Here is a 24,960-nt window from a genome sequence, read left to right as displayed (position 1 = left end):
GGGGTAGCCAGTATGATACGGGCCTTTCAGAGAGGAGGTAAGTGATGGAACTTGCACAGATGGAGGCCAATGCATCCCGCGCGGTTGCCCTGCTCAAGGCGCTGGCCAACGAACGACGTCTGTTCATCCTATGCCATCTGTTGGATAAAGAGCTCTCGGTCAGTGAACTCAATGGCATGCTGGGGCTCAGCCAGTCGGCGCTTTCACAGCATCTGGCGGTGCTGCGTCGTGATGGGTTGGTGGCGACCCGTAAAGAGGCGCAGACGGTCTACTACTCCCTCAACAGTCATGAGGTCAGGGAGGTGATCAGCTTGCTGCATTCGCTTTACTGTCAGCCTAAAAAATAAAAAACCGGCAATTCTGCCGGTTTTTTCGTTCGTGCGAACAGCTGTGTCGATTAGGCGAGAGCCTTGATCTGAGCAGCCAGACGGCTCTTGTGACGAGCAGCCTTGTTCTTGTGGATCAGACCCTTGGTTGCCATGCGGTCGAGGATCGGCTGAGCCTTCTCGAAAGCGGCAACGGCAGCAGCCTTGTCACCAGCGGCAATGGCAGCTACGACTTTCTTGACGTAGGTACGGGTCATGGAACGACGGCTGGCATTGTGCTGACGACGTTTCTCTGCCTGAATCGCGCGCTTCTTAGCAGATTTGATGTTAGCCAAGTTAAACTCCTAAAACTGTCTTAGCGAGTGTATTGCAAAGGCCGAGGAATATGCCTTTGCAACCACATTTTGTCAAACAATTTGTGCAAATAAGCACCGACCCCCGATGGTGTGTCAGCGGGTGTGCGGGTAAACTGTCGGCCGATTCTATCAGCATTCGTTGCATTCCGACAGTTCCCGAGGCCCTCCTTGAGCAAGAAATTGATTAAATCCGGGATGATTGTGTCCTTTATGACACTGCTCTCCCGCATCATGGGTTTGGTGCGTGATATCGTCATCGCCAACCTGTTGGGGGCGGGTGCCGCCGCCGACGTGTTCTTCTTCGCCAACCGTATTCCCAACTTTTTGCGCCGCCTGTTTGCCGAGGGGGCCTTCAACCAGGCCTTCGTACCGGTGATGACGGAATATAAGAAGGAAGGGGACGAGGAGAAGGTGCGCGAGCTGCTGGCTGCGGTATCGGGCACGCTGGGGGGGATCGTCACCATAGTGACCCTGCTCGGCGTGCTCTTCTCCGGGGTGCTGACCGCACTGTTCGGTTGGGGCTGGTTCTGGGAGTGGCTGCACGGCGGCCCCTCTGCCGAGAAGTTCGAGATGGCGAGCCTGATGCTCAAGATTACCTTCCCCTACCTTTGGTTCATTACCTTCACCGCCATGGCCGGGGCTGTACTCAATACTTTCGGCCGCTTCGGGGTCTCCTCGTTTACTCCCATCTTTCTCAATATCACCATGATTGCCGCCGCCTGGTGGGTCGCGCCTTGGCTTGATGATCCTGAGCTGGCATTGGCTCTGGGTGTCTTCTTCGGTGGTCTGGTGCAGTTCTTGTTCCAGTTCCCCTTCCTGCGCCAGCTCAACATGCTGGTGCGGCCGAAGTGGGGCTGGCATCACCCGGGAGTGGTGAAGATCCGCACCCTGATGATCCCGGCCCTGTTCGGGGTGTCGGTGAGTCAGATCAACCTGCTGCTCAACACCATGCTGGCGTCGTTTCTTGCCACCGGTGCCATCAGCCATCTCTATTACTCGGATCGGTTGCTGGAGTTCCCGCTCGGCCTATTTGGGGTAGCCATCAGTACTGTCATCCTGCCGGCCTTGGCCAAGAAGCACGTCGACGCCGACTCGGCCGACTTTGCCCGCACCATGGACTGGGGGGTGCGCATGGTGGTGCTGCTCGGTCTGCCGGCCATGGCCGGGATTGGTGTGTTGCGTGAGCCGATCCTGCGGGTGCTCTTCATGCGTGGCGAGTTCGGCATGCATGAAGTCAGCATGTCGAGTGCCAGCCTGCTGGCATCTGTCTCTGGTCTGCTCTCGCTCATGCTCATCAAGGTGCTTGCCCCCGGCTACTATGCCCGCCAGGACACCAAAACCCCGGTGCGTATCGGCATCATCGCCATGGTGGCCAACATGGTGTTCAACCTGGCCTTTATCTACCCCCTCGATTATGTGGGGCTGGCGCTCTCGACGGCCTGCTCGGGGACGGTGAATGCCTTCCTGCTCTATCGTGGTCTGAGTCAGCACGGGGTTTATCGTATTACCCGCGAGACGTGGAGCTTCTTCCTGCGGCTGTTGCTGGCGACGGTCACCATGTCCCTGTTGCTGTGGCAGTTGTCGCCGAGTCTGGCCCAGTGGGGTGAGTGGAACATGCTCAAGGCCAGTTGGGAGCTGACCAAGCTGTTGATCTTGGGAGGGGGGACCTATGGCGGCATCCTGTTGTTGACCGGTATTCGCCTGCACCACCTGAAAGCGGGACGCGAGGGCTGATCGCAGAGCCCACCTGAGATATAATCCGGCGATTTCGACAGCAGCAAGACACAAGGCACTGATGGAGCTTATTCGCGGCATCCACAATCTGCGGCCTCGCCACCGGGGCTGCGTGTTGACCATTGGCAACTTCGACGGGGTGCATCTTGGCCATCGCGCCGTGTTGGCGCGCCTGCAAGAGAAGGCCGCCAGCCTGGGCCTGCCCGCTTGCGTCATGCTGTTCGAGCCGCAGCCGCTGGAGCTGTTTGCCGACGCTAAGGCGCCGCCACGCCTCAGCCGGCTGCGCGAGAAGGCCGAGGCGTTACAGGCCATCGGCATCGAGCGGCTACTCTGCGTACGCTTCAACCATGATTTTGCCAGTCAGTCGGCCGAGCGCTTCATCGAGGAGTTGCTGGTCGGCAAGCTGGGGGTGCGCTATCTGGTGGTGGGGGATGATTTTCGCTTCGGCAAGGGGCGGTGCGGTGACTTCCATCTGCTGGAAGAGGCTGGCCGCCGCTTTGGTTTCGAGGTGATCAGTACCCAGAGTTTCAGCCTCTCCCGTCAGCGGGTGAGCAGCACGCTGGTGCGTGAGGCGCTGGCTGCCGGCCGGATGGCCGAGGTGGAGATGATGCTGGGGCGCCCCTACAGCATCAGCGGGCGGGTCGCCCATGGCGACAAGCTTGGCCGCACCATCGGTTTTCCTACCGCCAATCTGGCCCTGAAGCGGCGCGTGGCGCCAGTCAGTGGCGTCTATGCGGTGGAAGTGTTATGTTCCGGCAAGACCTTCCCCGGCGTTGCCAATGTGGGACAACGACCCACCCTGAACGGTACACAAGCCCGTTTAGAGGTACATCTTTTTGATTTCTCCGGTGATCTCTACGGGCAACAGGTGCAGGTTATGCTGCACCACAAACTGCGCGAGGAGCAGAAATTTCCCTCCTTCGACGCCCTGCGAGCCCAGATCGAACGCGACGCCCAGGCCGCCCGACATTGGTTCGGCCTGCCGGCAACCGATGAACCATCCGGCACTCTTTTAGAAATGCAGTCTTTAGATATGAAGGGAAACCAGGATCGATGAGCGACTATAAACACACCCTGAATCTTCCGGAAACCGAGTTTCCGATGCGCGGCGATCTGGCCAAGCGTGAACCCCAGATGCTCCAGCGTTGGTATGATCAGGATCTCTACGGCGCGATTCGCAGCGTCAAGAAGGGCAAGAAGTCCTTCATCCTGCACGATGGCCCTCCCTATGCCAACGGCAGCATCCACATCGGTCACTCCGTCAACAAGATCCTCAAAGACATCATCATCAAGTCCAAGGGGCTCTCTGGTTTCGACTCTCCCTATGTGCCGGGTTGGGACTGCCACGGCCTGCCTATCGAGCTCAAAGTCGAAGGCATGGTCGGCAAGCCGGGCGAGAAGGTGACCCCGGCCGAGTTCCGTGAAGAGTGCCGTAAGTATGCCAAGACCCAGATTGAGGCCCAGAAGGCCGATTTCATCCGTCTTGGCGTGCTGGGCGATTGGGAGCATCCCTACCTGACCATGAATTTTGGCACCGAAGCCAACATCATCCGCTCCCTGGCCAAGATCGTTGGTAATGGTCACCTGCACAAGGGCTCTAAGCCGGTACACTGGTGTACTGACTGCGGCTCCGCCCTGGCGGAGGCCGAGGTCGAGTATTACGACAAGAACTCTCCCTCCATCGACGTGCGTTTCAAGGCCGTCGACGAGGCCGCCGTGGTCGCCAAGTTTGATTGCGCCGAAGGTCATACCGGCAAGGGGCCGCTCTCTGCGGTGATCTGGACCACCACGCCGTGGACTCTGCCGGCTAACCGCGGTATCGCCATGAATGCCGAGCTCGACTATGCCCTGGTGCAGGTCGAAGGGGACAACCCTGAGCGTCTGATCCTGGCCACCGAACTGGTCAAGGATGTGATGGATCGCGCCGGTATCGAGCATTATCACAACCTGGGCTTTGCCAAGGGAGCGGCTCTTGAGCTGCTGCGCTTTAACCACCCCTTCTACCACTTCGACGTACCTGTGGTGCTGGGCGACCACGTCACCCTGGACGCGGGTACCGGCGCCGTACACACCGCTCCTGGCCACGGCCAGGAAGACTTCGTGGTCGGTCAGAAGTACGGGCTTGAAGTGGCGAACCCGGTTGGCAGCAACGGCGTCTATCTGCCGGATACCGAGCTGTTTGCCGGTCAGCATGTGTTCAAGGCCAATGCCTCCGTCATCGACGTGCTGATCGAGCGTGGTGCCCTGCTGCATCACGAGGTGTTCAACCATTCCTATCCGCACTGCTGGCGTCACAAGACCCCGATCATCTTCCGTGCCACCCCGCAGTGGTTCATCAGCATGGATCAGAACGGTCTGCGCAAGCGCGCCTTGGAAGAGATCGATCGCATCGAGACACAAGGCATCGCCGAACACGGCCAGAGCGGCTGGGTGCCTGCCTGGGGTAAGAACCGCATCCAGGCCATGGTAGAAGGTCGCCCGGACTGGTGTATCTCCCGTCAGCGTACTTGGGGTGTGCCCATCGCACTGTTCGTGGATAAGGATACTCATGCCATCCATCCGGATTCGGTCCGTCTGATGGAAGAGGTGGCCAAGCGCGTCGAGCAGAAGGGCATCCAGGCCTGGTGGGATCTGGACAAGGCCGAGCTGCTGGGCAGCGATGCCGATCAGTATGAGAAGGTGCCCGATACCCTGGACGTCTGGTTTGACTCCGGTTCGACCCACGCCTCCGTGGTGGACGCTCGCCCGGAATTCAACGGCAAGCCGGCCGACATGTATCTGGAGGGCTCTGACCAGCACCGTGGCTGGTTTATGTCCTCGCTCATGATCGGCGTGGCCATGAAGAATAAGGCCCCCTACAACCAGGTGCTGACCCACGGCTTCACCGTGGATGGCCAGGGCCGCAAGATGTCTAAGTCGATCGGCAATGTGGTGAGCCCGCAGGACGTGATGAACAAGCTGGGGGCCGACATCCTGCGTCTGTGGGTCGCCAGCACCGACTACACCGGCGAGATGACGGTCTCCGACGAGATCCTCAAGCGCTCTGCCGACGCCTATCGCCGGATCCGCAATACTGCCCGCTTCCTGCTGGCCAACCTCAACGGCTTCAACCCGGCCACCGACATGGTCGCTCCCAGCGACATGGTGCTGGTGGACCGTTGGGCCGTTGGTCGTGCCAAGGCGGTGCAGGCGGAGATCGTCGAGGCGTTCGATGCTTACAACTTCCACGGTGTGACCCAGAAGTTGATGCAGTTCTGCTCGGTCGAGATGGGCTCTTTCTATCTCGACATCATCAAGGATCGCCAGTACACCGCCAAGGCGGATAGTCTGGCTCGTCGCTCCTGCCAGAGCGCCCTCTACCATATCGCCGAGGCCATGGTGCGCTGGATGGCACCCATCATGAGCTTCACTGCCGATGAGATTTGGGCCCTGCTGCCGGGTGAGCGCGCCAAGTTCGTGTTCACCGAGGAGTGGTACCAGGGGCTGTTCGGCCTGGCTGCGGATGAGCAGATGGGCGATGCCTTCTGGGCCGAGATCCTGAGTGTGCGTGGCGAAGTGAACAAGGCACTGGAAGCGGCCCGTGGCGAGAAGCGCATTGGCGGCTCTTTGCAGGCTGAGGTAACCCTCTATGCCAAGCCGGCGCTGGCCGAGCAGCTGCGAGCCCTGGGCGATGAGCTGCGCTTCGTGCTGCTGACCTCCAAGGCCACCGTGGTGACTGCCGAGGCCGCTGGCGAGGGCGCGGTAGCAACCGAGCGTGACGATCTGTGGGTGAGCGTGGTGCAATCTGCTGCGGCCAAGTGCGATCGCTGCTGGCACCATGTGGAAGACGTGGGCACCATAGCGGGCCACGAAGAGATCTGTGGCCGCTGTGTGACCAACGTCGATGGCGCCGGCGAAGTGCGGTCCTTTGCCTGATGGGTGACATGATGCAACACAAGAGTGGTTTGCGTTGGCTGTGGCTGGCCGTGCTGGCCTTCATCCTTGACCAGGCGAGCAAGCTCGCCGTGGTCAAGATGCTGCCATACGGCTACCCGGGGGTGGAGATCACCCCCTTCTTCAATCTGGTGCATGTCTACAACAAGGGCGCTGCGTTCAGCTTTCTGGCCGATCAGGGCGGATGGCAGCGCTGGTTCTTCGCTGTGCTGGCCTTTGCCATCTGCGGCCTGCTGACCCATTGGCTGCGCAAGCAATCGGTCACCGAGCGCTGGAGTGGTATTGCTTACGCCTTCATCATCGGTGGGGCGCTCGGTAATGTGTTCGATCGGCTGGTACTGGGTCACGTGGTCGACTTTCTCGACTTCTACTGGGGCCGTTCCCACTGGCCGGCCTTCAATCTGGCCGACAGCTTCATCTTCATCGGTGCTGCCATGATAGTGTTGGATGGCCTGCGCGGTGACAAACAAGCCAAGGAGCCTGCATGAGCAGCGTCATCGCGGCAGACAGCCAGGTAATTTTCCACTTCACCATCAAGCTGGAAGATGGTTCGGTGGCGGACAGCACCCAGCTCGGCGGTAAGCCGGCCCGGCTGGTGATGGGGGATGGTAGCCTGACCCCGAGCTTTGAGGCGTGCCTACTGGGCCTAAGTGCCGGTGAGACCAAGAGCTTCACCTTGGCGCCGGAGCAGGCCTTTGGCCTGCCCAACCCCGACAATATCCATCACCTCGATCGTGCCAAGTTCGGCGCCGACGCCGAACCCGAGGTCGGCGCCATCATCGGGTTCAGCCTGCCTAATGGCGGCGAGATCCCGGGGATTGTCAGAGCCGTGGAGGGGATGTCGGTGACCGTCGATTTCAACCATCCGCTGGCCGGGCATACCGTGACCTTCGAGGTCGAGATCCTGGCGGTGGATGAGGAGCTGGAGGAGGCCTGATGGAGATCCTGCTTGCCAACCCACGCGGGTTTTGCGCCGGTGTCGACCGTGCTATCAGCATTGTCGAGAGCGCGCTGGAGAAGTTTGGTGCACCCATCTATGTGCGCCATGAGGTGGTGCATAACCGCTATGTGGTGAACAAGCTCAAGGAGGCGGGGGCCATCTTTGTCGAGGAGATCGACGAGGTGCCGGATGACAGCATTGTCATTTTCTCTGCCCATGGCGTTTCCAAGGCGGTACGTGAGAAGGCCAAGTCGCGGGAGCTCAAGGTATTTGACGCGACCTGCCCACTGGTGACCAAGGTGCATATGGAAGTCCATCGCGCCAGTCGCAAGGGGTCAGAGGCCGTGCTCATCGGCCACGCAGGTCATCCTGAGGTGATCGGCACCATGGGGCAGTACGAGAATCCGAACGGCGGCATGTATCTGGTGGAGACTCCGGATGATGTGGCGCGTCTTATCGTGAAAAATCCGGACGATCTCTGCTTTGTCACCCAGACCACCCTGAGCGTGGATGAGACCTCTGACGTCATCGATGCCCTGCGTCGCCACTTCCCCAAGATCCAGGGGCCGCGCAAGGATGACATCTGCTACGCCACCCAGAACCGTCAGGATGCGGTGCGCGAGATGGCGGGCCTGGTGCAGGTCATGCTGGTGGTGGGTTCGCGTAACTCCTCCAACTCCAACCGCTTGCGCGAGCTGGCCGAAAAGGTGGGCGCCCGTGCCTATCTGATCGACGATGCCGCCATGATCGAGCCGAGCTGGCTGGAAGGGGTTGAACGGGTGGGGGTCACCGCGGGAGCCTCGGCCCCCGAGGTGCTGGTTCAGTCGGTCATCACCAGGTTGCGCGAGCTGGGCGGCCAGATGGTGGCCGAGCATCCCGGCCGTGAAGAGAATGTAGTGTTTGAGGTGCCCGCCGAGCTGCGGATCCTTTAATCCGAGATGCCGGCAGATGCCGGCATCATTCTTTTTGTCCCCTTGATTCTTTCTATTTCCAGCAATCAGCAGGTGTCTTTATATCGGCCTTATTGATGGTCATGGTGGCACAACCGGTGTCACCTACTTGCGCTCCTTTAGCAACCGCCCTGAGGGTGTAGGTCGTGGCACTAGCCCCTGAGATGGAGAAGTCGTAGTAATCACTGCTCGGATTACCGACTTGTGCCGGGTTGCTGCTGTAGCTGGCATTGCTGAGACGATACTCCTCCTGCTTTAGCTGCATGGAAAAGAGCCCCTTGATGGCGTCAGCGCGGCGGGTCTGCTGCAACCCCTTAGTAAAGGAGGGGTAGGCTATGGCCGCGATGATCGCCACGATGGCCACCGCAACCAACAGTTCGATGAGTGTTATGCCATTCATTGAGCGTTTTGACATCGGCACTATTCCTGAAAAGAGTCGATACTGTGAGGATAGTAGGCCATGCCCACGGAAGGGCGGTTGATGGGGGCGCAGTAGATGAAAAGGGCGCGTTGTGAGCAGGGACGGGGGTTCACGTTATTGGAGCTGATGGTGTCCATTGCGATGGTCGCCATTCTCGTTACCGTCGCCTTGCCCAGCTACAGCTCTTTGCGTCAGGAACAACTCGTTAAAGCGGCCACCCAAGCCATTTATACCGACATGATGCTGCTCAAGTCCGAGTCGATTAAGCGCAATCAGGGGCTCTCCCTCATCATCTTTAACAGCGGCCAGAGTAACTGGTGCTATCGCATCGCCATCGATGGCACGGCGACGTGCACCAGTTGCAACACCACTTGTTCGACTCTGGAGGGGCGTAAAGGTGGGGATGCAACCGAGTTCCCCGGTATTTCCCTGAGTGCTAACTATGGCGAGTCGGCCAGCAATATTCGCCCTATCGACTTCTCTCCGCGCCGTGGATCGCTTACAGCGGGGCATGTTCTACTGAGCGCGAATGCCTATAGCATGCAGGTTGTTACTTATCATCTGGGCCGAGTGCGAAGCTGTGCGCCTGCCGGAAGTAAGGTCGGAGGGGTACCCGCATGCTGAGCCGTCACACTGGTTTTAGTCTGGTGGAGCTGATGGTGGCCATGGTCGCTGGACTGCTGCTGGTTGCCGCCGTATCGGCACTGTTTGCCTCCATTCTGCGCGCCAATCAGACCTCGATGCAGGTCAGCCGGCTCAATCAGGAGATGCAATCGATCGTGGACATGATGGCCAGAGATCTGCAGCGCTCCGGCTATGATGCAGGCGCAACCGCCTTTCTTGGGGCAACATCGAGTGCCCGCTCCTCCTTCTATTTTGACTCCACAACCGATCTGATGAACGAAACGGTAGTGGGCTCCAAGCGCTATCAGTGCCTGCGTGTTCGTTATGATGATGATGCTGATGGATGCGTGGATGACCCAGGCAATCTATCAAAGCCTCCAGCATGTCGAGATCCAGCAGAGACTCGGGTCTACAGCTACAGCAGTGCCAGCATGGGGGTCAGGCTCGATACCGGGGATTCTGCTTCTTGCTCGGGGGGGAATCTACTCAGTACCGATAACACCATAGCGATATCGGCTCTGACTTTTGAACTGTTGGGGAGCAGTCTGACTACCGGCGCAAGAACCATCCGCCTTTCCATGACAGGTAATTACAAGGCGGCACCGGCCATATCTCTTTCGCTGCAGCGCGATATCAAGCTGCGCAATGATGGGTACTGACACGATGCGGCGCTCGCTTGGTTTCACCACCTTTACTGTCACCTTGTTGCTGATCACCATTTTGATTGGCGTCTCGTTGCTGGTCGGTAAATTGATGGTGGTCGACAGGCGGATCACACTGAATGAGGTGCAGTACCGTCAGGCTCTGGCTCTGGCTGAACTGGGGATCGCTGATGGTATTGGGCGGCTGGCCTACGACGCCAGTTGGCGAACCAGTGGTAGTGGAACCACAGTCTCGTCGGCAACCGGCAGTTACACCCTGATCGCACTCAATGATACGGCACTTAATGTGGGATCGGCCGTAGTGACCCCGGTTCGTGTGAGAGCTCAGGCCACTCTGGCTGATACGACGGCGCAAGCCGCAGTGGAGGTCAAAACCGTGAGTGTGAATGTGCTGGCAGGAACACCCGCAGCGCCGTTGACTGTGGCTGGGGGCATGGTCATTGGCGGTAATTTTACTGCTGTAGCAAATCCCAACGGCGGGGGGCTCGGAGTGCCCCTCTCCGTCTGGACGAATGATGATGTTGGTGGGCACGGCTCTTGGCAAACCTGCCATCAAGGTGATTACAGCGCTGGGTGTAGTTCTAACCTCAGTGATAACAGCCACAAGAACTCCGATATCAAGGACAACGACCCGGATTTCCCGACCGACCTGGTCTGGTACCTGTTCAATCAACCTGATACGGAAGAGGGGTGGTTGAATCTGGAAGCCTTGGCCGTACAACAGGTAAATGACTGCAATGGTCTCACTACGGCGTCGAGCGGCTTGATCATCGTTGATGGGGATTGCGCCATGCCAGGAGAGATCGGCAGTGTGGCGAGTCCGGTCATACTGATTGTCAGAGACGGAGAGCTGACAATGAACGGGGGCAGTGTCTTCAATGGCCTTATCTTTGATTATTCATCTGACCCCGCCACGATTGTTCCGGATGCCAAGGCAAACGGGACGGCGACCGTGAATGGCGCTTTGGTGGCTAACTTCCCGCTCGAGATTACCAGCGGGACATTCAATGCTGTCTATGATGCGTCGGTGTTGCAGAATCTCGGAAGCGGGGCTGCCTTTAAGCGGATCAATATGGTTCCTGGCAGTTGGCGAGACTGGTAGAGGTCATCATGAAACAGTGGAAGTCTCACAAGGGATACGGTCTGCTGGAGATCTTGCTCACACTGGTGCTGCTGGGAGTCGGTGTGGCGGGATTGGTGGCATTCTCCCGAGGACTACTGGGCGTCTCTCAAGATGGAAAACGCTACGAAGTGGCTATGCGCTTGGCTGAGTCCAAGCTGGATGAATTGCGTAATTTCAATGGCATCGTAACAGCGGTATCACCTCTGCGTGCCTATCAGGGGATATCGGCGGGCAGTGGCAATCAGACGGTCTCAGGGGATACCTACAGCCTGAGCTGGGCGGTCAGTAATCAGTTTTGGGGGGGGAGTGGTTGGGTCACCAGCCAACCTGCGGGTTATCTCTTTTCCTATCCAGCACGCAAAGTTGTGACGGTGACGGTCAGTTGGAGTGATAACCAAGGGCAGAGCAAAAGTCTCCAGCTATCAGGAGCGATAACCCCCGTCGATACACTCTCGGCCTCTCAACTGAACAATGGTCTGGATACTACCCGTCCTAAGCCAAAAATCTCTTACACACCAGGTGTGGTCCCCGACGTGGTTTCGGTCGATCTGGGTAATGGCAGCAAGAAAGAGACCAGCAAGCCGCTACCTCATATCAAGGGCAACACGGGCTCCAGTCGACTGATCCAGTTTGACTCGATCACTTATCAAACCCAGGGCACGGCCAGCAATAAACAGTCGCTACAAGACACGGCCACGGTCTACTGTTCTTGTTCCACGACCGGGAACCTTGAAAAAGCTTATCTTCCTGACACTCCTTACTATTCAGCTAATGACAGGGTTCAGTACTGGAAAACGGGGGAGTTGGTCGACAAAGGGGTTGGGGTATTGCAGGGTAACAGCAATCAGCAAGAGACTCTCTGTCCCTCCTGTTGCCGTGAACATTATGATGTGGCTGACAAAGGGTTTTTTGGTTATTACGCCCCCTTGAATACCAGTCGCAACAAATATCGGATCAGTGGCTCTTCGCTACAGTCTGTCAGTAGCGGCGAGTATATAGATGCGTGCCGTTTTATCAGAATCGATGGTGTTTACCGACCAGCCCCGGATTGGCGATTGGTCTCATTAACAACCTTTTCCGCAGCGTTTCTTAACGATGCAACCAATCTTGCCAATTACCAAGCCTATATCGCCTACGTCATCACCGAGCATGCAAAATGGCAACAGAGCGCCTTTGCCAGCAAAAGTGACAGCAACTGGTCGGCTGTCAGTTCATCCCCTTCGATACCGAGCTTTAACACCTGGTTGGCTGACAATCGAGGTGGCAGTAGTACCGATCTCTCCACCCCTATCGGAACCCTGCAACTCATCAGTCGGGGTATCTATGTCGATATTATGTCTCCCGGCTACTTGAATAATGAGGTCTTTCAAGGGGGAGTGAGCGAGCCGAATATCGCCAAGATCCCCTTCCAGGATGTCAACATGACCCTGCTCAGTGAGTGGAGCAGTGGTGACAGTAACAAGGCGACGGTGACCAGCCAGCCCATAGCGACGGTCGTCGACCCGACCAACAACTATTACGGCACTTATAGTCGGGGGTTACTCAGTGCCAAGAATTCCACTTTCTCCGGCACACCACAGACTGACACACCGATCACCATCACGGCCCGCAGTTATCAGGGGAACTCCGGCATAGTGGGGGCTCCGGTGTCGCAGCAGGATATCGATGCACAGGTCAGTTCGACCATGCAGGTCAGCATCCTGGCATCTGCTGTTGCCAATCTGCACGGTGTCGTCGAGTGCTTGCAGTTGAAGACAACGGGGAATGCAAATAATCCCAATCACAGCGCCGTCTCTTGTGATGCGACCTCTGTCGGTTTGAGTGTGGGCGTCAACAATATGAATGTCACCTGCTCGCTCCTCGATATGGGCAAGCCTGCCAAACCGAATTACACCTGCAGTGGAGTGCCTAACTCGAGTTTCACGCTGACCTTGTCCAAGAGTGGTTACAGAGTGACCCCCTCTTCCCAATCACTGACCTTGCCAGATAGTGGTTCAACCAGTAGTGGTTGTGTGATGATGGTGGAGGAGGCATTGTTGGCCGTTCTGCCAGCGACGCCCACAACTTGTAGCTCTCAGCCTTGAGTTGCCTATAATCGGCGCATTGTGTTTATGGAACGGAACTAATGATGACTGACGATCCTTGGGCCCTGTGCCATCTTGATGACTCCTTCGATGCCTCGGTGTTAGGCACCAAAGGCGCTCAACTGCAATGGTTTGAAGATCGGGATGATCTGCTGGAATTCCTGCGGGAGGATTTCGTCGACCTGCTGGCCGATACTGGGGAGCTGGACGAGGAGCAGACTGAGGCGGCCAAGGCTCGTTTTGCGCTGTTGATCGAACAGAGTTTTGACGACAGAGGGCTGGTGGATGCGCTCAATGATCTGGCGTCAGGCCTGCGCCGTATCATCTGGATGGGGCCGCTCTCCGAGTTGGCGGAGGTACATGAAGAGTTTGCATCGGCCCTGCGGCGCTATTTCTGGGAGCAGTTTGAGGGGGATGAAGATGATCCCGATGCCTGGATTCCAGAAGAGTTATGGCCACAGCTGGCTGAAATCGTGGATGAGTTTTTAGCTGAGGGTGAGTACTGAGCTTCATCTTTATCGGGGCGTGAATCACATCAAGAAAAAGGCCGACGGTATCTGTCGGCCTTTTTCTTGATGGCGGGATGGATAGCCTGGAGTCATTTGTCGTGCAGGCCAAAGGTGACCCGGCTGAGCTCTTCATTGACGTCGAAGAGCTTGTACTGAACGTTACGGGCCCCCATCGCCAGCACTCGCTGCTCGTGCATGGTGACATAAGCGCGGGCGTGCTCTTCGTTGTCAAACAGGTAGATGCCTCCCGCTTCACCGGTTTGTGGATTTTCAGTCCAAATCTTGGAAATAAATCCGGGCTCGTGGGTGATGGATTCAGCCAGAGGGAGGGCCGCGCTGGCTAACGAGGGCCCCATCATGTCAGCAGGAAAATCGAAGTGGATCTGTAGCAGGGTGGTCACGGTGTTCTCCTTTTCGATATGTGGTTGGCATCATAGGGAGCTGGGGGACTCTTCTGCAAGAAGGCACTTTTTCGTGGCATAGTAACTAAAAAGTAACCTCTACCGAGTATGAGACGCGATATGAACGAACCCCTTTGTCCCGCCTATTCCGTGTTGAGACTACTCAGCGGTAAGTGGAAGCCCGCAATTCTCTATCACTTGCGTGAGGGGAGCCTGCGTTTTGGTGATTTGCGGCGATCTCTGCCTGGGGTCAGTCAAAAGATGCTGACGGCTCAGTTACGTGAACTGGAAGCCGATGGCGTGGTGGTCCGCAGTGTGATGGCCTGCGTACCGCCACGAGTCGATTATGCCTTGAGCTCATTAGGGCTTGCACTATTGCCTCTTCTTCAGCAGATGGATGATTTTGTTCAGGAAAATAGAGAGTTTTTCCCATCAGAAGAGGGATGACTGAAAGGTCGTCTTGGTGGTCATGCTGTTGCGTGGGTGTGAGCGCAAAGGGGGGCTGCTGAGCCCCCGTGTTTTTAAGGTGACGTTGTGTTGTGCACTGCTGAGAGGGGGCTTTCGGTACTCCGTCTCATTCGATTCGGCGTGCTAAGGTGGGGCGTATGCAATGTGGTTCGATAGGTTCGGTTTTCACATTCCCCACCTTGATTGGCCGTGGTGTATCTCCCTGGCGTTGTGGTCGCTAGTTCTAACCTACCTGAGTAGCCCCGTCTTGGTTTTGTGGGGAGGGGCGGTTATCCCTCCTGCTTGTTGTTTTCGCCTCAGGGGAGGATGTCTCCTGTGTGAGGGGATATAGGGGAGAGGAAGGCTGGCGTGGATAGGGAAAGTAGTGACCGCTTAACGGCACATCAACGGCACTGGCTAGCGCGTCTCCGACAGTGAGCCTTATCCCCAGCCCTCGAACGACCCCAAGATCGACGGGTTTACCGTGACCAAGTCGCGTGATGGGGAGCCCAAGGCGACGATAAATACGTTCCACAGGCGTGCTGGCGACACCTATTAACTCTTTCACTCCATGCTCCATGGCGTAGGCATTGGTTTCACGAAACAGCACTAGGGTCAGCTCGCTGACGCCGTTGCCAAAGCGCGGGGCGCGCTCGGCATCTATGGCTAGCCGGGTCATCTCCCAACTTTGTGCGGTGCGGGGGGCCGGTTCACCGGCCAGGGTGGAGGGAAAAATATCGGGCATCATATAAGGCCCGTCACAACTGAGTAGTCTGACGCAGGCAATCAGCTCTCCATCATCCTCTATCAATACCCATCTAGTCTGCTCCGTATCATAGCCGTCCCGCTCCTGATCCCCTTCGGGTGAGACTTCCCAGCCCAGTCGGTCGGCAAAGACTTGTTTGCGGAACTGATAAAGTTGGCGGGATATGCTCGGATTGGGGGGCTCGGAAAGGGTTCCTCTAAAGATATGCATAGTGCTCTTCTCCACGACTCGCGTTTATAATTCCGCTCACCACCGGACGCGGGAGCGGAGACATGAATCAAGACCGGCAACTTGAATATCTGGAGCAGTTTTCGTTGGCTTCGGACGCACAGGCGCTGTCGACCCTTATCGGTCGATTTACCCGTGAAATGGGATATGACTATTTTGGTTTCACCCTGATTTTGCCGATGTCGATGCAGCGTCCCAAGGTGGTGCTGTTTAACGAGTGCCCCGACTCTTGGGTTCAGGTCTATACCGAAAACCATCTGATGACCCGGGATCCCATCATCCATTTGGCGCGAACCCAGACATTGCCGATCTACTGGAACCGGCTCGATGAGCGAGCCAGTTTCCTGCAAAAGGAAAGTTTGATCGTGATGGAGCAGGCGGCTGATTTTGGCCTGCGTAATGGCGTATCGTTCCCGCTCCATGGGGCCTGTGGGGAAAGTGGCATCCTCTCTTTTATCACTCGCGAAGCGGCCTCGACCGAGCTGCTGCTGGATACCTCGCCGATCCTGAGCTGGCTTTCTCACTACATCTTTGATGCGGCCATCAGGGTGGTACTGGCGACTATGCCGGAGGGGAAAGAAGAGCCGTTGACCGAGCGTGAGACCCAGTGTCTGTTCTGGGCGAGTGAAGGGAAAACATCGTCGGAGATTGCCTGCATCCTGGGAATTACCGAGCGCACCGTTAACTTTCATCTCAATCAGGTCACTCGCAAGACGGGCACGATCAACCGCTACCAGGCCATAGCGAAAGGGGTCAATCAGGGGATTATTCGCCCCAATCTGGAACAGGTGGTCATCACCAACTACTCGTCCTGCCGCAGGTTGCAATAACGAGAAATCAAGACATCTTGATCAGGGAGGGGGGGGCTGGCAATTGACAGATCCTGTAATTGACAAAACAGCTATTAATGAGGGCGTGGCCATTGTTTGAATAGAATGGCCCTTTATAGAGTGTTTTGTCAGCTTAAAAGACCACTATGAAGCAACTCATACTGAAGTATGTCCACCGAGGCAGAATCTTTAACCCAAATGGGGGTGGTCTATATCTGTTTGTATTGTAAGAAAAATACGGATTTTAACGGCGCCTCATGCTTTTTTAATACTGAGACTTTTACCAGTGCTGAATTAATCTTTTCGTGAAGTGTGTAAAAGTTTTGGTTATTAGTAGTAAGGAAACAGTGATGTCCGTGGCGCATCATATAGGTCTCATCACCGAGGATAATTTACAGGCGGATATGCTCCGTCATTACCTCATGGAGCAACTGGCACAGGATATCGTGCTGGTGCGACAGACCGAGGAGCTCTCCATGCTCTGCTCTGTGATTCCCCAACTGCTGTTGATCGACTTGGATTATCTCAAAGGGCTGCATGGCTCCCGGTGGCGGGATGCCATCATGGCGCAGAGCGCAGGCGCGAGGGTGGTGTTGCTCAATGCCCCCCATGATGTTGGGCATGAGATGCTGGTGGATTGGCCCAATCTGAGTGGTCTGTTCTTTCGGCGAGATCCCCTGCAACAACTGGTCAGCGGTATTCGCAGGGTGTTGCTGGGAGAGATGTGGTTGCCGCGTCAGCTGATGAGCGAGTTGCTCTGTTATTACCGCGATAGCCAGCCGCAGGGGCGACGTCAGGTTGTGGGGTTGACCCTGCGTGAACAGGAGATCCTTCGCTACCTCATGACGGGGGCGTCAAACGGTGAAATTGCGAACAGCTTGTTCGTGAGCGAGCACACCATCAAGTCGCACCTCTATAACGTATTCAAGAAGATCCACGTGAAGAACCGGTTGCAAGCGATGCAGTGGGCCAAAGAGCATCTTGACGCTAGAGGCTGGCACTGAGTCCCCTCCACTGTCTATTCATCCAGTATTCTCTGTGCGATACTCACCCGCCTGACGTGTCGAAACGAGCGTGTGCAAGATGGAAAAAATAGTGGTCCGGGGTGCTCGCACCCACAACCTTAAGAACATCAACCTGACCCTGCCCCGCGACAAGCTGATTGTGGTCACCGGCCTCTCTGGCTCGGGCAAATCCTCCCTGGCGTTCGATACCCTCTATGCCGAGGGGCAGAGGCGCTATGTGGAGTCGCTTTCGGCTTATGCCCGCCAGTTTCTCTCTCTGATGGAGAAGCCGGACGTGGATCATATCGAAGGGCTCTCGCCAGCCATCTCCATCGAGCAGAAATCCACCTCGCACAACCCGCGTTCTACGGTCGGCACCATTACCGAAATTTATGACTACCTGCGGTTGCTGTTTGCCCGGGTCGGTGAGCCCCGTTGTCCGACTCATGGCATCCCGCTGACGGCCCAAACCATCAGTCAGATGGTGGATCAGGTGCTGGCGCAGCCCGAAGGGGCCAAGCTGATGTTGCTTGCCCCCGTGGTGCGCAACCGCAAGGGGGAGCACGTCAAGCTGCTGGAGAACCTGGCCGCCCAAGGCTACATCCGTGCCCGTATCGACGGCGAGGTGTGCGATCTCTCCGATCCCCCGAGCCTGGAGCTGCAAAAAAAGCACACCATCGAGGTGGTGGTGGATCGCTTCAAGGTGCGCGACGATCTGCAACAACGCCTCGCCGAGTCGTTCGAGACGGCGCTGACCCTCTCGGGTGGCATAGTGCAGGTGGTGCCCATGGACGGGGAGGAGGGGGTTGCCCCCATGACTTTTTCGGCCAACTTCGCCTGCCCTGAGTGTGGCCATTCGGTCTCCGAGCTGGAGCCGCGCATCTTTTCGTTCAACAACCCGGCCGGGGCGTGCCCCACCTGCGACGGGCTTGGGGTGCAGCAATATTTCGATCCGGATAAGGTGATCCACGATCCGAGCCAGAGTCTGGCCGGCGGCGCCATCCGTGGTTGGGATAAGCGCAGCTTCTACTACTTCCAGATGCTGAAATCGCTGGCCGAGCACTATGAGTTCGATCTCGAGGCGCCGTGGGAGGATCTGCCGCCCAAGGTGCAGGAGGTGCTCCTGCGCGGCTCCGGTCGCAGCGATATCGAGTTTCGCTACATGAACGACCGTGGCGATGTGGTGGTGCGCAAGCATCCGTTCGAGGGGATCTTGCACAATATGGAGCGCCGCTACCGGGAGACCGAGTCCAACGCGGTGCGCGAAGAGCTCTCCAAATACATCGCCAACAAGCCCTGCACCAGCTGTGGTGGCAGCCGGCTGCGTGAAGAGGCGCGTCACGTCTTCATCGAGAACCGCAACCTGCCGGCCATTGCCGACGACTCCATCGGCGATGCGCTCAGCTTCTTTGCCGGCCTGACCCTGACCGGCCAGCGCGCCCAGATTGCCGAAAAAATCTTAAAAGAGATCGTCGAGCGACTCGGTTTTCTGGTGAATGTGGGTCTTAACTACCTAAGCCTGTCGCGCAGTGCCGAGACCCTCTCCGGTGGTGAGGCGCAGCGCATCCGGCTGGCTAGCCAGATTGGCGCTGGTCTGGTGGGGGTGATGTATGTGCTCGACGAGCCTAGCATCGGTCTGCATCAGCGCGACAACGAGCGGCTGCTCAAGACCCTGACCCATCTGCGCGATCTCGGCAACACGGTGATCGTGGTGGAGCACGATGAAGATGCGATCCGGCTTGCCGATCACGTGCTCGATATCGGCCCCGGTGCCGGGGTGCACGGTGGCAACATCGTGGCTCAGGGCACGCCCCAGCAGATCATCGACAACCCGGAGTCGCTGACCGGTGACTATCTCTCCGGCCGCAAGCAGATTGAGGTGCCGCGTGAACGTACGCCGCTCACCGGCAAGTGGTTGAAGCTCAAGGGGGCGAGCGGAAACAACCTGCGCAACGTCAATCTGGACTTGCCCATCGGGGTGATGACCTGCGTCACCGGGGTCTCCGGCTCCGGCAAGTCGACCCTGATCAACGATACCCTGTTTCGCATCGCGCACCGGGAGTTGAACAAGGCGACCGAATCGACGCCGGCGCCTTATCGCAGCGTCGAGGGGCTGGAGCATCTGGACAAGGTGGTCGACATCGACCAGAGCCCGATCGGGCGCACTCCGCGCTCAAACCCGGCCACCTACACTGGCCTCTTCACCCCGATCCGCGAGTTGCTCTCCGGTACCCAGGAGGCGCGGGCTCGTGGCTACCAGCCGGGCCGCTTCTCCTTCAACGTGAAGGGCGGGCGCTGCGAAGCCTGCCAAGGGGATGGGGTCATCAAGGTGGAGATGCACTTCCTGCCGGACGTCTACGTGCCGTGCGACGTCTGCAAGGGGCAGCGCTACAACCGCGAGACCTTGGAGGTGAAGTACAAGGGCAAGAACATCCACGAGATCCTCGAGATGACGGTGGAAGATGCCCGGGCCTTCTTCGACCCGGTGCCGGCGGTGGCGCGCAAGCTGCAAACCCTGATGGACGTGGGGCTCTCCTACATCCGCCTCGGTCAGTCGGCCACCACCCTGTCAGGCGGTGAGGCGCAGCGGGTCAAGCTGGCGCGCGAGCTCTCCAAGCGCGATACCGGCCAGACCCTCTACATCTTGGACGAGCCGACCACAGGGCTGCACTTCCACGACATCCAGCAATTGCTCAAGGTGCTGCACCAGTTGCGCGATCGCGGCAACACCATCGTCATCATCGAGCACAACTTGGATGTCATCAAAACCGCCGACTGGATCGTCGATCTGGGGCCGGAAGGGGGCTCGGGAGGGGGCTGCATTCTGGTGACGGGGACTCCAGAGGCCATCTGCGATAACACCGAGTCGCATACCGCGCGTTTCCTGAAGCCGATGTTGTGACCAAGAAAAGTGACCAAACAAGGGGCCGATGGCCCCTTTGCTTTTAGACGGTTCGATGCCAGCATACGCCGGCCCGATTCGGATGCTATCGATAAGATTCATCATAATAAGGGCGAACGGCCTCAGGAGTCTCAGGCATGAACAGAGCGATGCGGACAATCAACTATCAGGTGGCGTTCTCCATGGCGCGGATCTGGGCTATCGCCATGGGGCTGATGGTGATGCTGTTGTTCAGCATACTGGTGCCTGAGTTACGCCGCATGGAGCAGCAGCAGATGCGCCAGCAACTGGCCCGGGCCGTGGGGTTGATCCAGACCGATCTCGAAAGCTTGCGCGCCTTTGTCAGAGATTGGGGAGCCTGGGACGATGCCTATCACTTTATGGCCGAACACGATAGCCGCTTCGTCCGCTCCAACCTGTTAACCGATATGCCGATGCAGGATTTTCGGCTAAACGTGATGAGCTTTCTCGATCTCTCGGGTCACGAGCGTTGGAGCCGGGTTCGCATGCCGGATGTGGACCCCGAGCTGCTGCTCGACTATCCCCCCTTCTTCGAGCGTCTCAAGCAGGAGCTGCTCCCTCAGGTGGGCCGTGATGGGCTACAAGGGCTCAAGAGCACCAGTTGGGGGCCTGCCCTGTTCGCCATCTTTCCCATCACCGACTCCCAACGCAGCCAGCCCAACAACGGTTATCTGTTGGTGACGCGCTGGCTCGACGACACCTATCTGCAAACCCTGTCGGAGCGGGTGGCCGCCCCATTACAACTGCGTGAGCTGGTTCATGCTGGTGAGACCCGTCACTTCATGCGGCTGCATGAGGGCTCTCTCTATCGGGTAGGGTATCGGGGCCTGGGTATCATGTGGGGCGAGGTGCTGCTGCTCGATAGTCAGGGCAAGCCGGGACTGGTATTGCGGCTAGAATCGACCCGCGACCTCATTCTCGGTAGCGCTCAGGTGTTGCTGTGGACACTGCTGGGGACATTGCTGATCTGTCTGCTGTGTGGCTTGCTGGCATTTCGGCGGTTACAGGCGATCGTACTACAGCCGCTCGACGCCTTGATCCATGGCGTGCAGCAATACGCCTATGATGCCGAGGTGCAGCATCTGCCCAGCATCGACTCCAGCCGCGAGATGAGCATATTGACCCGCCGGTTCCGCGAGATGGCGCTGCGCCTGAGCCAGCGCCAGCAAGCGAGCCAAGCCTATGGCCAGCGCATGGAGCAGGCGGCCTACCTAGATCCGCTGACCCACTGCTTCAATCGACGTTATCTGGATGCCTGGTTGGAGCAGATCGACTATCGCACGTCACACCATGTGCTGATGATCCTCGATATCGATCACTTCAAGCTGGTCAACGACACCCATGGCCATGACATGGGGGATCAGATCCTCTGTCAGTTTGCCGATGTGTTGCGCCGCCAGTTGCGGCATGGGGAGCGCTTGGTGCGGCTGGGGGGTGAGGAGTTTCTGGTGATTGGCGAGTGTGACTCATCGGCGCAGGCGAAAGCCATGGTGGGGCGGCTGCGGCGGGAGATTGGGCAGAGTGATTTTGGTTCGCCTGAGCTACCGCTTGGCATGACGGCCTCCATCGGTTTCTGCCTCTATCCGTTGGGGGCTGAGAAGCACCAGGCTGGCTGGAAGTTGTGTCTCAAGCTGGCGGACATCGCGCTCTATCGGGCCAAGTTGAACGGACGCAATACCTGGGTAGGCGTGACCTGTGATGTCGATGGGCCATTGCCACTGCTGCAAGCTGAGGAGTTGATCCGGCGGGAGGTGGTGCATCTGCTACAACCGGAGGATAAATAGGTTGATGTGATATGCAGCATTGGATGAATTGTTATGTGTGGCGCGATGGGGATGGAGGGCGCGACGCCCATTGCGAAGATGATTAGTACATCCATCTTTATATTGAGTAACAATTGAGCTAAATCAACTGACGGGGTGTTACCTTCCCGTAAAGTGTGGGTGCTTGCAGCACAACTAACACTAAAAAGGTAATAACGATGAAAAAGTCACTTCCTCTGCTGATGACCGCTATGTTGGTTTCCCCCTTGGCGATGGCCCATCAGGCTGGCGACATCCTGGTGCGTGGCGGTATCGCCGTCGTCTCCCCGCAGGAGAGCAGCGATGATGTTGCTAACTCCGGTGAATTGCAGATCGACAGCAACGCCCAGCTCGGGCTGACCCTCTCTTACATGATCACCGACAACTGGGGGGTTGAACTGCTGGCCGCCACGCCGTTCTCTCACTCCGTCAGCACTCCGGGTCTGGGTGACGTGGCCAAGGTCAAGCACCTGCCGCCGACCCTGATGGCCCAGTACTACTTCGGCAATGCCCAGAGTAAGGTGCGTCCGTATGTCGGTGTAGGGGTCAACTACACCACCTTCTTCGACGAAAAGGGCAAGGGCGCACTGGCCGGCACTGATGTCAGCGTCGACGACTCCTGGGGCGTGGCCGGTCAGATTGGCGTGGATATGGCGCTCACCGATCGCTGGTTCGTTAACGGCTCGGCCTGGATCATCGATATCGACACCGACGTAAATACCGCTGTCGGTACCATCAAGACCCACATCGATCCCATGGTGTTCATGGTCGGGATGGGCTACCGCTTCTGATCTCGCTTCAGCTAAGGGCCCGCATCCTGGGCCCTGCACGCTCCTTGGCCCGACTAGTTCGGGCCTTTTTGTCTCCGCAAGGGGGGCAATGCAGACTTGAGTCACCCGTCGCGGCGGGTTAGCCTGAGCGCCGGTTTGACGACAAGGAAGCCAAGATGCTGGAGATGCAGGTTGATCCGCGCTTTCAGGAGACCGACGCCCTCGGCCACATCAATAACACGGTACCGGCGGTCTGGTTCGAAGCGGCCCGAGAGCCGCTGTTTAGGATCTTCACCCCCGATCTCGATGTGCGGCAGTGGCGCCTGATCCTGGCGGGCTATACGGTACAGTTCAAACGCGAACTCTTCTATGGCGAGCCGGTCACCATTCGCACCGGCGTCAAGCGGATTGGCTCCAGCTCTTTTACCCTCTGGCAGGAGGCCTGGCAGCAGAACATGCTGGCGGTCACTGCCGAGACCACCCTGATCCATTTCGATTACCCGACTCGCTCCCCCGTGCCACTGGCCGAGCATCATCGCGAGGGGCTGCGGGTCTGGCTTGTGGAGGATACCCATTGAAGCTCTCCCCCCTTCTGCCATTGACGCTGGCGGCCACTTTTCCTGCTATGGCGCTACCCATGATGACCCTTGATCAGCAGTTCGACACGATGGAGAAGGCGGCCCGTGGCGCCCTCGATACCCGCCAGTTCACCTTAGATGGGGTGGTGGTGACTGCTTGGCTGGATGGTGACACGCCCGTCATCATTGCGGTGCCACGCCTTGATGAGAAGGGGCAGGAGCAGGGGGTGAACCGCTACTACTTCAAGGGCGGGGTACTGTTTGGGGTGCGTGAGCCCGAGTCGCGCTTTCAGTTCGAGCAGGGAAAATTGACTGCCTGGCTGGATGAAGAGGGTCAGCCACAGCCCTTCGTCAGCCAGGTCAGCCTGGCGCAGCGTGAACAGTGGCTGCTCAAGCGTGCCGCGCAGCTACGAGGGCTGTTCACGCCGAGCCAGGGTGAACAACGGTTGGATCGCCAAGACCCGTCGGTCAAGGTCACCGGCACCGATCGCACCCAGTGGCTCTGTCACGACAAGCTGGTCACCCTGACCGGCGGCGAGAAGGTGATTTTCGACGCCGGCAAGGTGCAGGCCTCAGAGCAGGACGTAAAGGGCAGGGTCAGCCTGCTAAAGGGGGATGATTGGCAGGATCTCGATATGCAGTGCCATGTCCGTGGCTACCGGGTGGTGAGCCTCATCTGGCGAGCGCCCAAGAGGTCATGAAAAAGCGGGGCCTAGGCCCCGCTTTTTCTTGCCGCAACGGCCTATCGCTCGGGTAGGCAGGGCTGCTGGGTTCCGATGGTGCTGAGAGAGTGGCAGAGGGTGGGGGAGCCAATAACGATCGGCTCACCGAGGAATTTGGGCTCTTTGCTGAGAATGTAGAGATCGAGCAGGCTCATGAAACGGGCGAAGATCTCGCGCACCCGGGTTTTGAATCCCTCGTGGGGGGCCAGGTCGGGGGCATTGAAACCGATGGCATCAATGCCGAAGCGGTGGGCGATGAAGATGGCGCGCTCGTTATGGAATTTCTGGGAGACGATGATGTAGGAGGCTTGGCCGAATACCTCCTTGGCCCGCACCACCGAGTCGAGGGTGCGAAACCCGGCGAAGTCCATATAGATGGCGGAGGCGGGGATTCCGGCTTTGATCAGAGCGCGGCGCATCAGGCGTGGCTCATTGTATTGCACGGTGGCATTGTCACCCGAGACGATCAGGTAATCGACCTTGGCATTGTTGTAGAGTTCGATCGCCGCCTTGATCCGATTGCTGAAGTAGGGGTTGTGACCTCCCCCGACCAGATACTTGGATGTCCCAAGCACCACGGCCACCTTGTGATAGGGCACCTCGGTGACGTTGTCGTAGGTAAAGCGGGACGTTTTGGAGACACGCCACTCCCCGTAGCCAAGCAGCCCCAGCGCGATGACCAGCAGCAGTAACAGTATGGCGAGGAGGAGTAAGGCAAATCTCTTCATGAGCACCGGTGGTTCGAGGCGAATGGCCGCATTCTATTACAACTGGCGCGCTGCGTCAGCGCGGGTGGGCAGATCGATTCAGCCAGCAGTAAGCGAAAA

Annotated in this window: 23 protein-coding genes and 2 pseudogenes; 20 read left to right on the top strand and 5 right to left on the bottom strand. The window is 58.0% G+C overall.

The genetic code is table 11. The features are described from left to right. Positions 1-44 precede the first annotated feature (44 nt). Positions 45-347 carry an ArsR/SmtB family transcription factor gene (locus tag FE240_RS15950; protein ID WP_042046036.1) on the top strand — a complete coding sequence of 101 codons (303 nt, stop codon included), beginning with the start codon at positions 45-47 and terminating at the stop codon, positions 345-347. A gap of 50 nt (positions 348-397) precedes the next feature. Here the strand turns inward: FE240_RS15950 and rpsT are convergent, their stop codons facing one another. Next, on the bottom strand, positions 398-661 hold the full coding sequence (rpsT, locus tag FE240_RS15945; protein WP_042046038.1) for a 30S ribosomal protein S20: 264 nt from the start codon (positions 659-661) through the stop codon (positions 398-400). A 189-nt stretch (positions 662-850) separates the two neighbouring features. On the opposite strand from rpsT, the gene murJ reads away from it, so the two are divergent. From murJ to ispH, 6 genes are all read left to right on the top strand, one after another. Further along, positions 851-2,416, top strand: a complete 1,566-nt coding sequence (gene murJ, locus FE240_RS15940; RefSeq protein ID WP_193002333.1) for a murein biosynthesis integral membrane protein MurJ — start codon at positions 851-853, stop codon at positions 2,414-2,416. A 61-nt stretch (positions 2,417-2,477) separates the two neighbouring features. Further along, positions 2,478-3,473 carry a bifunctional riboflavin kinase/FAD synthetase gene (gene ribF / locus FE240_RS15935; protein ID WP_193002331.1) on the top strand — a complete coding sequence of 332 codons (996 nt, stop codon included), beginning with the start codon at positions 2,478-2,480 and terminating at the stop codon, positions 3,471-3,473. Beyond that, positions 3,470-6,331, top strand: coding sequence for an isoleucine--tRNA ligase (gene ileS / locus FE240_RS15930; protein WP_193002329.1), 2,862 nt, complete (start codon positions 3,470-3,472; stop codon positions 6,329-6,331). Before ribF ends, ileS begins: the two co-directional genes overlap by 4 nt. Then, the gene (gene lspA, locus FE240_RS15925) at positions 6,331-6,837 is read left to right on the top strand and encodes a signal peptidase II (protein ID WP_193002327.1); all 507 of its coding nucleotides are present in this window, start codon (positions 6,331-6,333) and stop codon (positions 6,835-6,837) included. The genes ileS and lspA overlap by 1 nt, the downstream gene beginning before the upstream one ends. Further along, positions 6,834-7,286 (top strand): FKBP-type peptidyl-prolyl cis-trans isomerase, encoded by a 453-nt coding sequence (fkpB, locus tag FE240_RS15920; RefSeq protein ID WP_193002325.1) that lies wholly within the window; start codon positions 6,834-6,836, stop codon positions 7,284-7,286. Before lspA ends, fkpB begins: the two co-directional genes overlap by 4 nt. After that, complete coding sequence (gene ispH, locus FE240_RS15915; RefSeq protein WP_193002323.1) at positions 7,286-8,221, top strand: 4-hydroxy-3-methylbut-2-enyl diphosphate reductase; 936 nt, start codon at positions 7,286-7,288, stop codon at positions 8,219-8,221. The genes fkpB and ispH overlap by 1 nt, the downstream gene beginning before the upstream one ends. 52 nt (positions 8,222-8,273) lie before the next feature. On the opposite strand, the gene FE240_RS15910 is transcribed toward ispH, so the two are convergent. Beyond that, positions 8,274-8,654, bottom strand: a complete 381-nt coding sequence (locus FE240_RS15910) for a type IV pilin protein (RefSeq protein WP_226798863.1) — start codon at positions 8,652-8,654, stop codon at positions 8,274-8,276. An 81-nt stretch (positions 8,655-8,735) separates the two neighbouring features. On the opposite strand from FE240_RS15910, the gene FE240_RS15905 reads away from it, so the two are divergent. Genes FE240_RS15905 through FE240_RS15885 form a run of 5 tightly spaced genes read left to right on the top strand, consistent with a single transcriptional unit; the run spans position 8,736 to position 13,659 of the window. Continuing rightward, positions 8,736-9,284 carry a GspH/FimT family pseudopilin gene (locus FE240_RS15905; RefSeq protein WP_193002321.1) on the top strand — a complete coding sequence of 183 codons (549 nt, stop codon included), beginning with the start codon at positions 8,736-8,738 and terminating at the stop codon, positions 9,282-9,284. A gap of 20 nt (positions 9,285-9,304) precedes the next feature. Next, positions 9,305-9,943: a type IV pilin gene (locus tag FE240_RS15900; RefSeq protein ID WP_319016759.1), complete on the top strand. Its 639-nt coding sequence runs from the start codon at positions 9,305-9,307 to the stop codon at positions 9,941-9,943. After that, positions 9,930-11,048: a PilX N-terminal domain-containing pilus assembly protein gene (locus FE240_RS15895; protein ID WP_226798861.1), complete on the top strand. Its 1,119-nt coding sequence runs from the start codon at positions 9,930-9,932 to the stop codon at positions 11,046-11,048. The genes FE240_RS15900 and FE240_RS15895 overlap by 14 nt, the downstream gene beginning before the upstream one ends. Positions 11,049-11,056: 8 nt before the next feature. Then, entirely contained in the window at positions 11,057-13,153 is a 2,097-nt protein-coding gene (locus FE240_RS15890) for a type IV pilin (protein WP_193002317.1), read from the top strand. A gap of 44 nt (positions 13,154-13,197) precedes the next feature. Next, positions 13,198-13,659, top strand: coding sequence for a hypothetical protein (locus FE240_RS15885; protein WP_042046054.1), 462 nt, complete (start codon positions 13,198-13,200; stop codon positions 13,657-13,659). 92 nt (positions 13,660-13,751) lie between these two features. Here the strand turns inward: FE240_RS15885 and FE240_RS15880 are convergent, their stop codons facing one another. Continuing rightward, positions 13,752-14,063: a monooxygenase gene (locus FE240_RS15880; RefSeq protein ID WP_042046056.1), complete on the bottom strand. Its 312-nt coding sequence runs from the start codon at positions 14,061-14,063 to the stop codon at positions 13,752-13,754. Positions 14,064-14,183: 120 nt separating this feature from the next. On the opposite strand from FE240_RS15880, the gene FE240_RS15875 reads away from it, so the two are divergent. Next, positions 14,184-14,510 (top strand): winged helix-turn-helix transcriptional regulator, encoded by a 327-nt coding sequence (locus FE240_RS15875; RefSeq protein ID WP_193002315.1) that lies wholly within the window; start codon positions 14,184-14,186, stop codon positions 14,508-14,510. 382 nt (positions 14,511-14,892) lie between these two features. Here FE240_RS15875 and FE240_RS15870 read toward each other — a convergent pair. Beyond that, positions 14,893-15,486 (bottom strand): annotated as a pseudogene (locus tag FE240_RS15870) (acyl-homoserine-lactone synthase); the annotation flags it as partial. A gap of 62 nt (positions 15,487-15,548) precedes the next feature. Here FE240_RS15870 and FE240_RS15865 point away from each other — a divergent pair. The 7 genes from FE240_RS15865 to FE240_RS15835 all read left to right on the top strand — a co-directional run bounded on the left by FE240_RS15865 (position 15,549) and on the right by FE240_RS15835 (position 24,112). After that, positions 15,549-16,334 (top strand): LuxR family transcriptional regulator, encoded by a 786-nt coding sequence (locus tag FE240_RS15865; protein ID WP_193002311.1) that lies wholly within the window; start codon positions 15,549-15,551, stop codon positions 16,332-16,334. A gap of 350 nt (positions 16,335-16,684) precedes the next feature. After that, complete coding sequence (locus FE240_RS15860; RefSeq protein ID WP_193002308.1) at positions 16,685-17,338, top strand: LuxR C-terminal-related transcriptional regulator; 654 nt, start codon at positions 16,685-16,687, stop codon at positions 17,336-17,338. Between the two features lie 79 nt (positions 17,339-17,417). After that, positions 17,418-20,240 (top strand): excinuclease ABC subunit UvrA, encoded by a 2,823-nt coding sequence (gene uvrA / locus FE240_RS15855; RefSeq protein ID WP_193002306.1) that lies wholly within the window; start codon positions 17,418-17,420, stop codon positions 20,238-20,240. Positions 20,241-20,377: 137 nt separating this feature from the next. Then, positions 20,378-22,045, top strand: a complete 1,668-nt coding sequence (locus FE240_RS15850; RefSeq protein WP_193002302.1) for a sensor domain-containing diguanylate cyclase — start codon at positions 20,378-20,380, stop codon at positions 22,043-22,045. 197 nt (positions 22,046-22,242) lie between these two features. Beyond that, positions 22,243-22,854, top strand: coding sequence for an OmpW family outer membrane protein (locus tag FE240_RS15845; RefSeq protein WP_193002286.1), 612 nt, complete (start codon positions 22,243-22,245; stop codon positions 22,852-22,854). Between the two features lie 155 nt (positions 22,855-23,009). After that, positions 23,010-23,411, top strand: a complete 402-nt coding sequence (locus FE240_RS15840) for an acyl-CoA thioesterase (RefSeq protein ID WP_193002284.1) — start codon at positions 23,010-23,012, stop codon at positions 23,409-23,411. Between the two features lie 59 nt (positions 23,412-23,470). Continuing rightward, positions 23,471-24,112 carry a hypothetical protein gene (locus FE240_RS15835; RefSeq protein WP_226798859.1) on the top strand — a complete coding sequence of 214 codons (642 nt, stop codon included), beginning with the start codon at positions 23,471-23,473 and terminating at the stop codon, positions 24,110-24,112. 50 nt (positions 24,113-24,162) lie between these two features. On the opposite strand, the pseudogene FE240_RS15830 reads toward FE240_RS15835, so the two are convergent. Further along, positions 24,163-24,861, bottom strand: a pseudogene (locus tag FE240_RS15830) (SanA/YdcF family protein); the annotation flags it as partial. Between the last annotated feature and the right edge of the window lie 99 nt (positions 24,862-24,960).

The sequence above is a fragment of the Aeromonas simiae genome (assembly GCF_014892695.1).
Taxonomy (GTDB): Bacteria; Pseudomonadota; Gammaproteobacteria; order Enterobacterales; family Aeromonadaceae; genus Aeromonas; species Aeromonas simiae.
The sequence above is the reverse complement of the archived record's forward strand: the minus strand, read 5'-3'. Positions and strand labels throughout refer to the sequence as shown.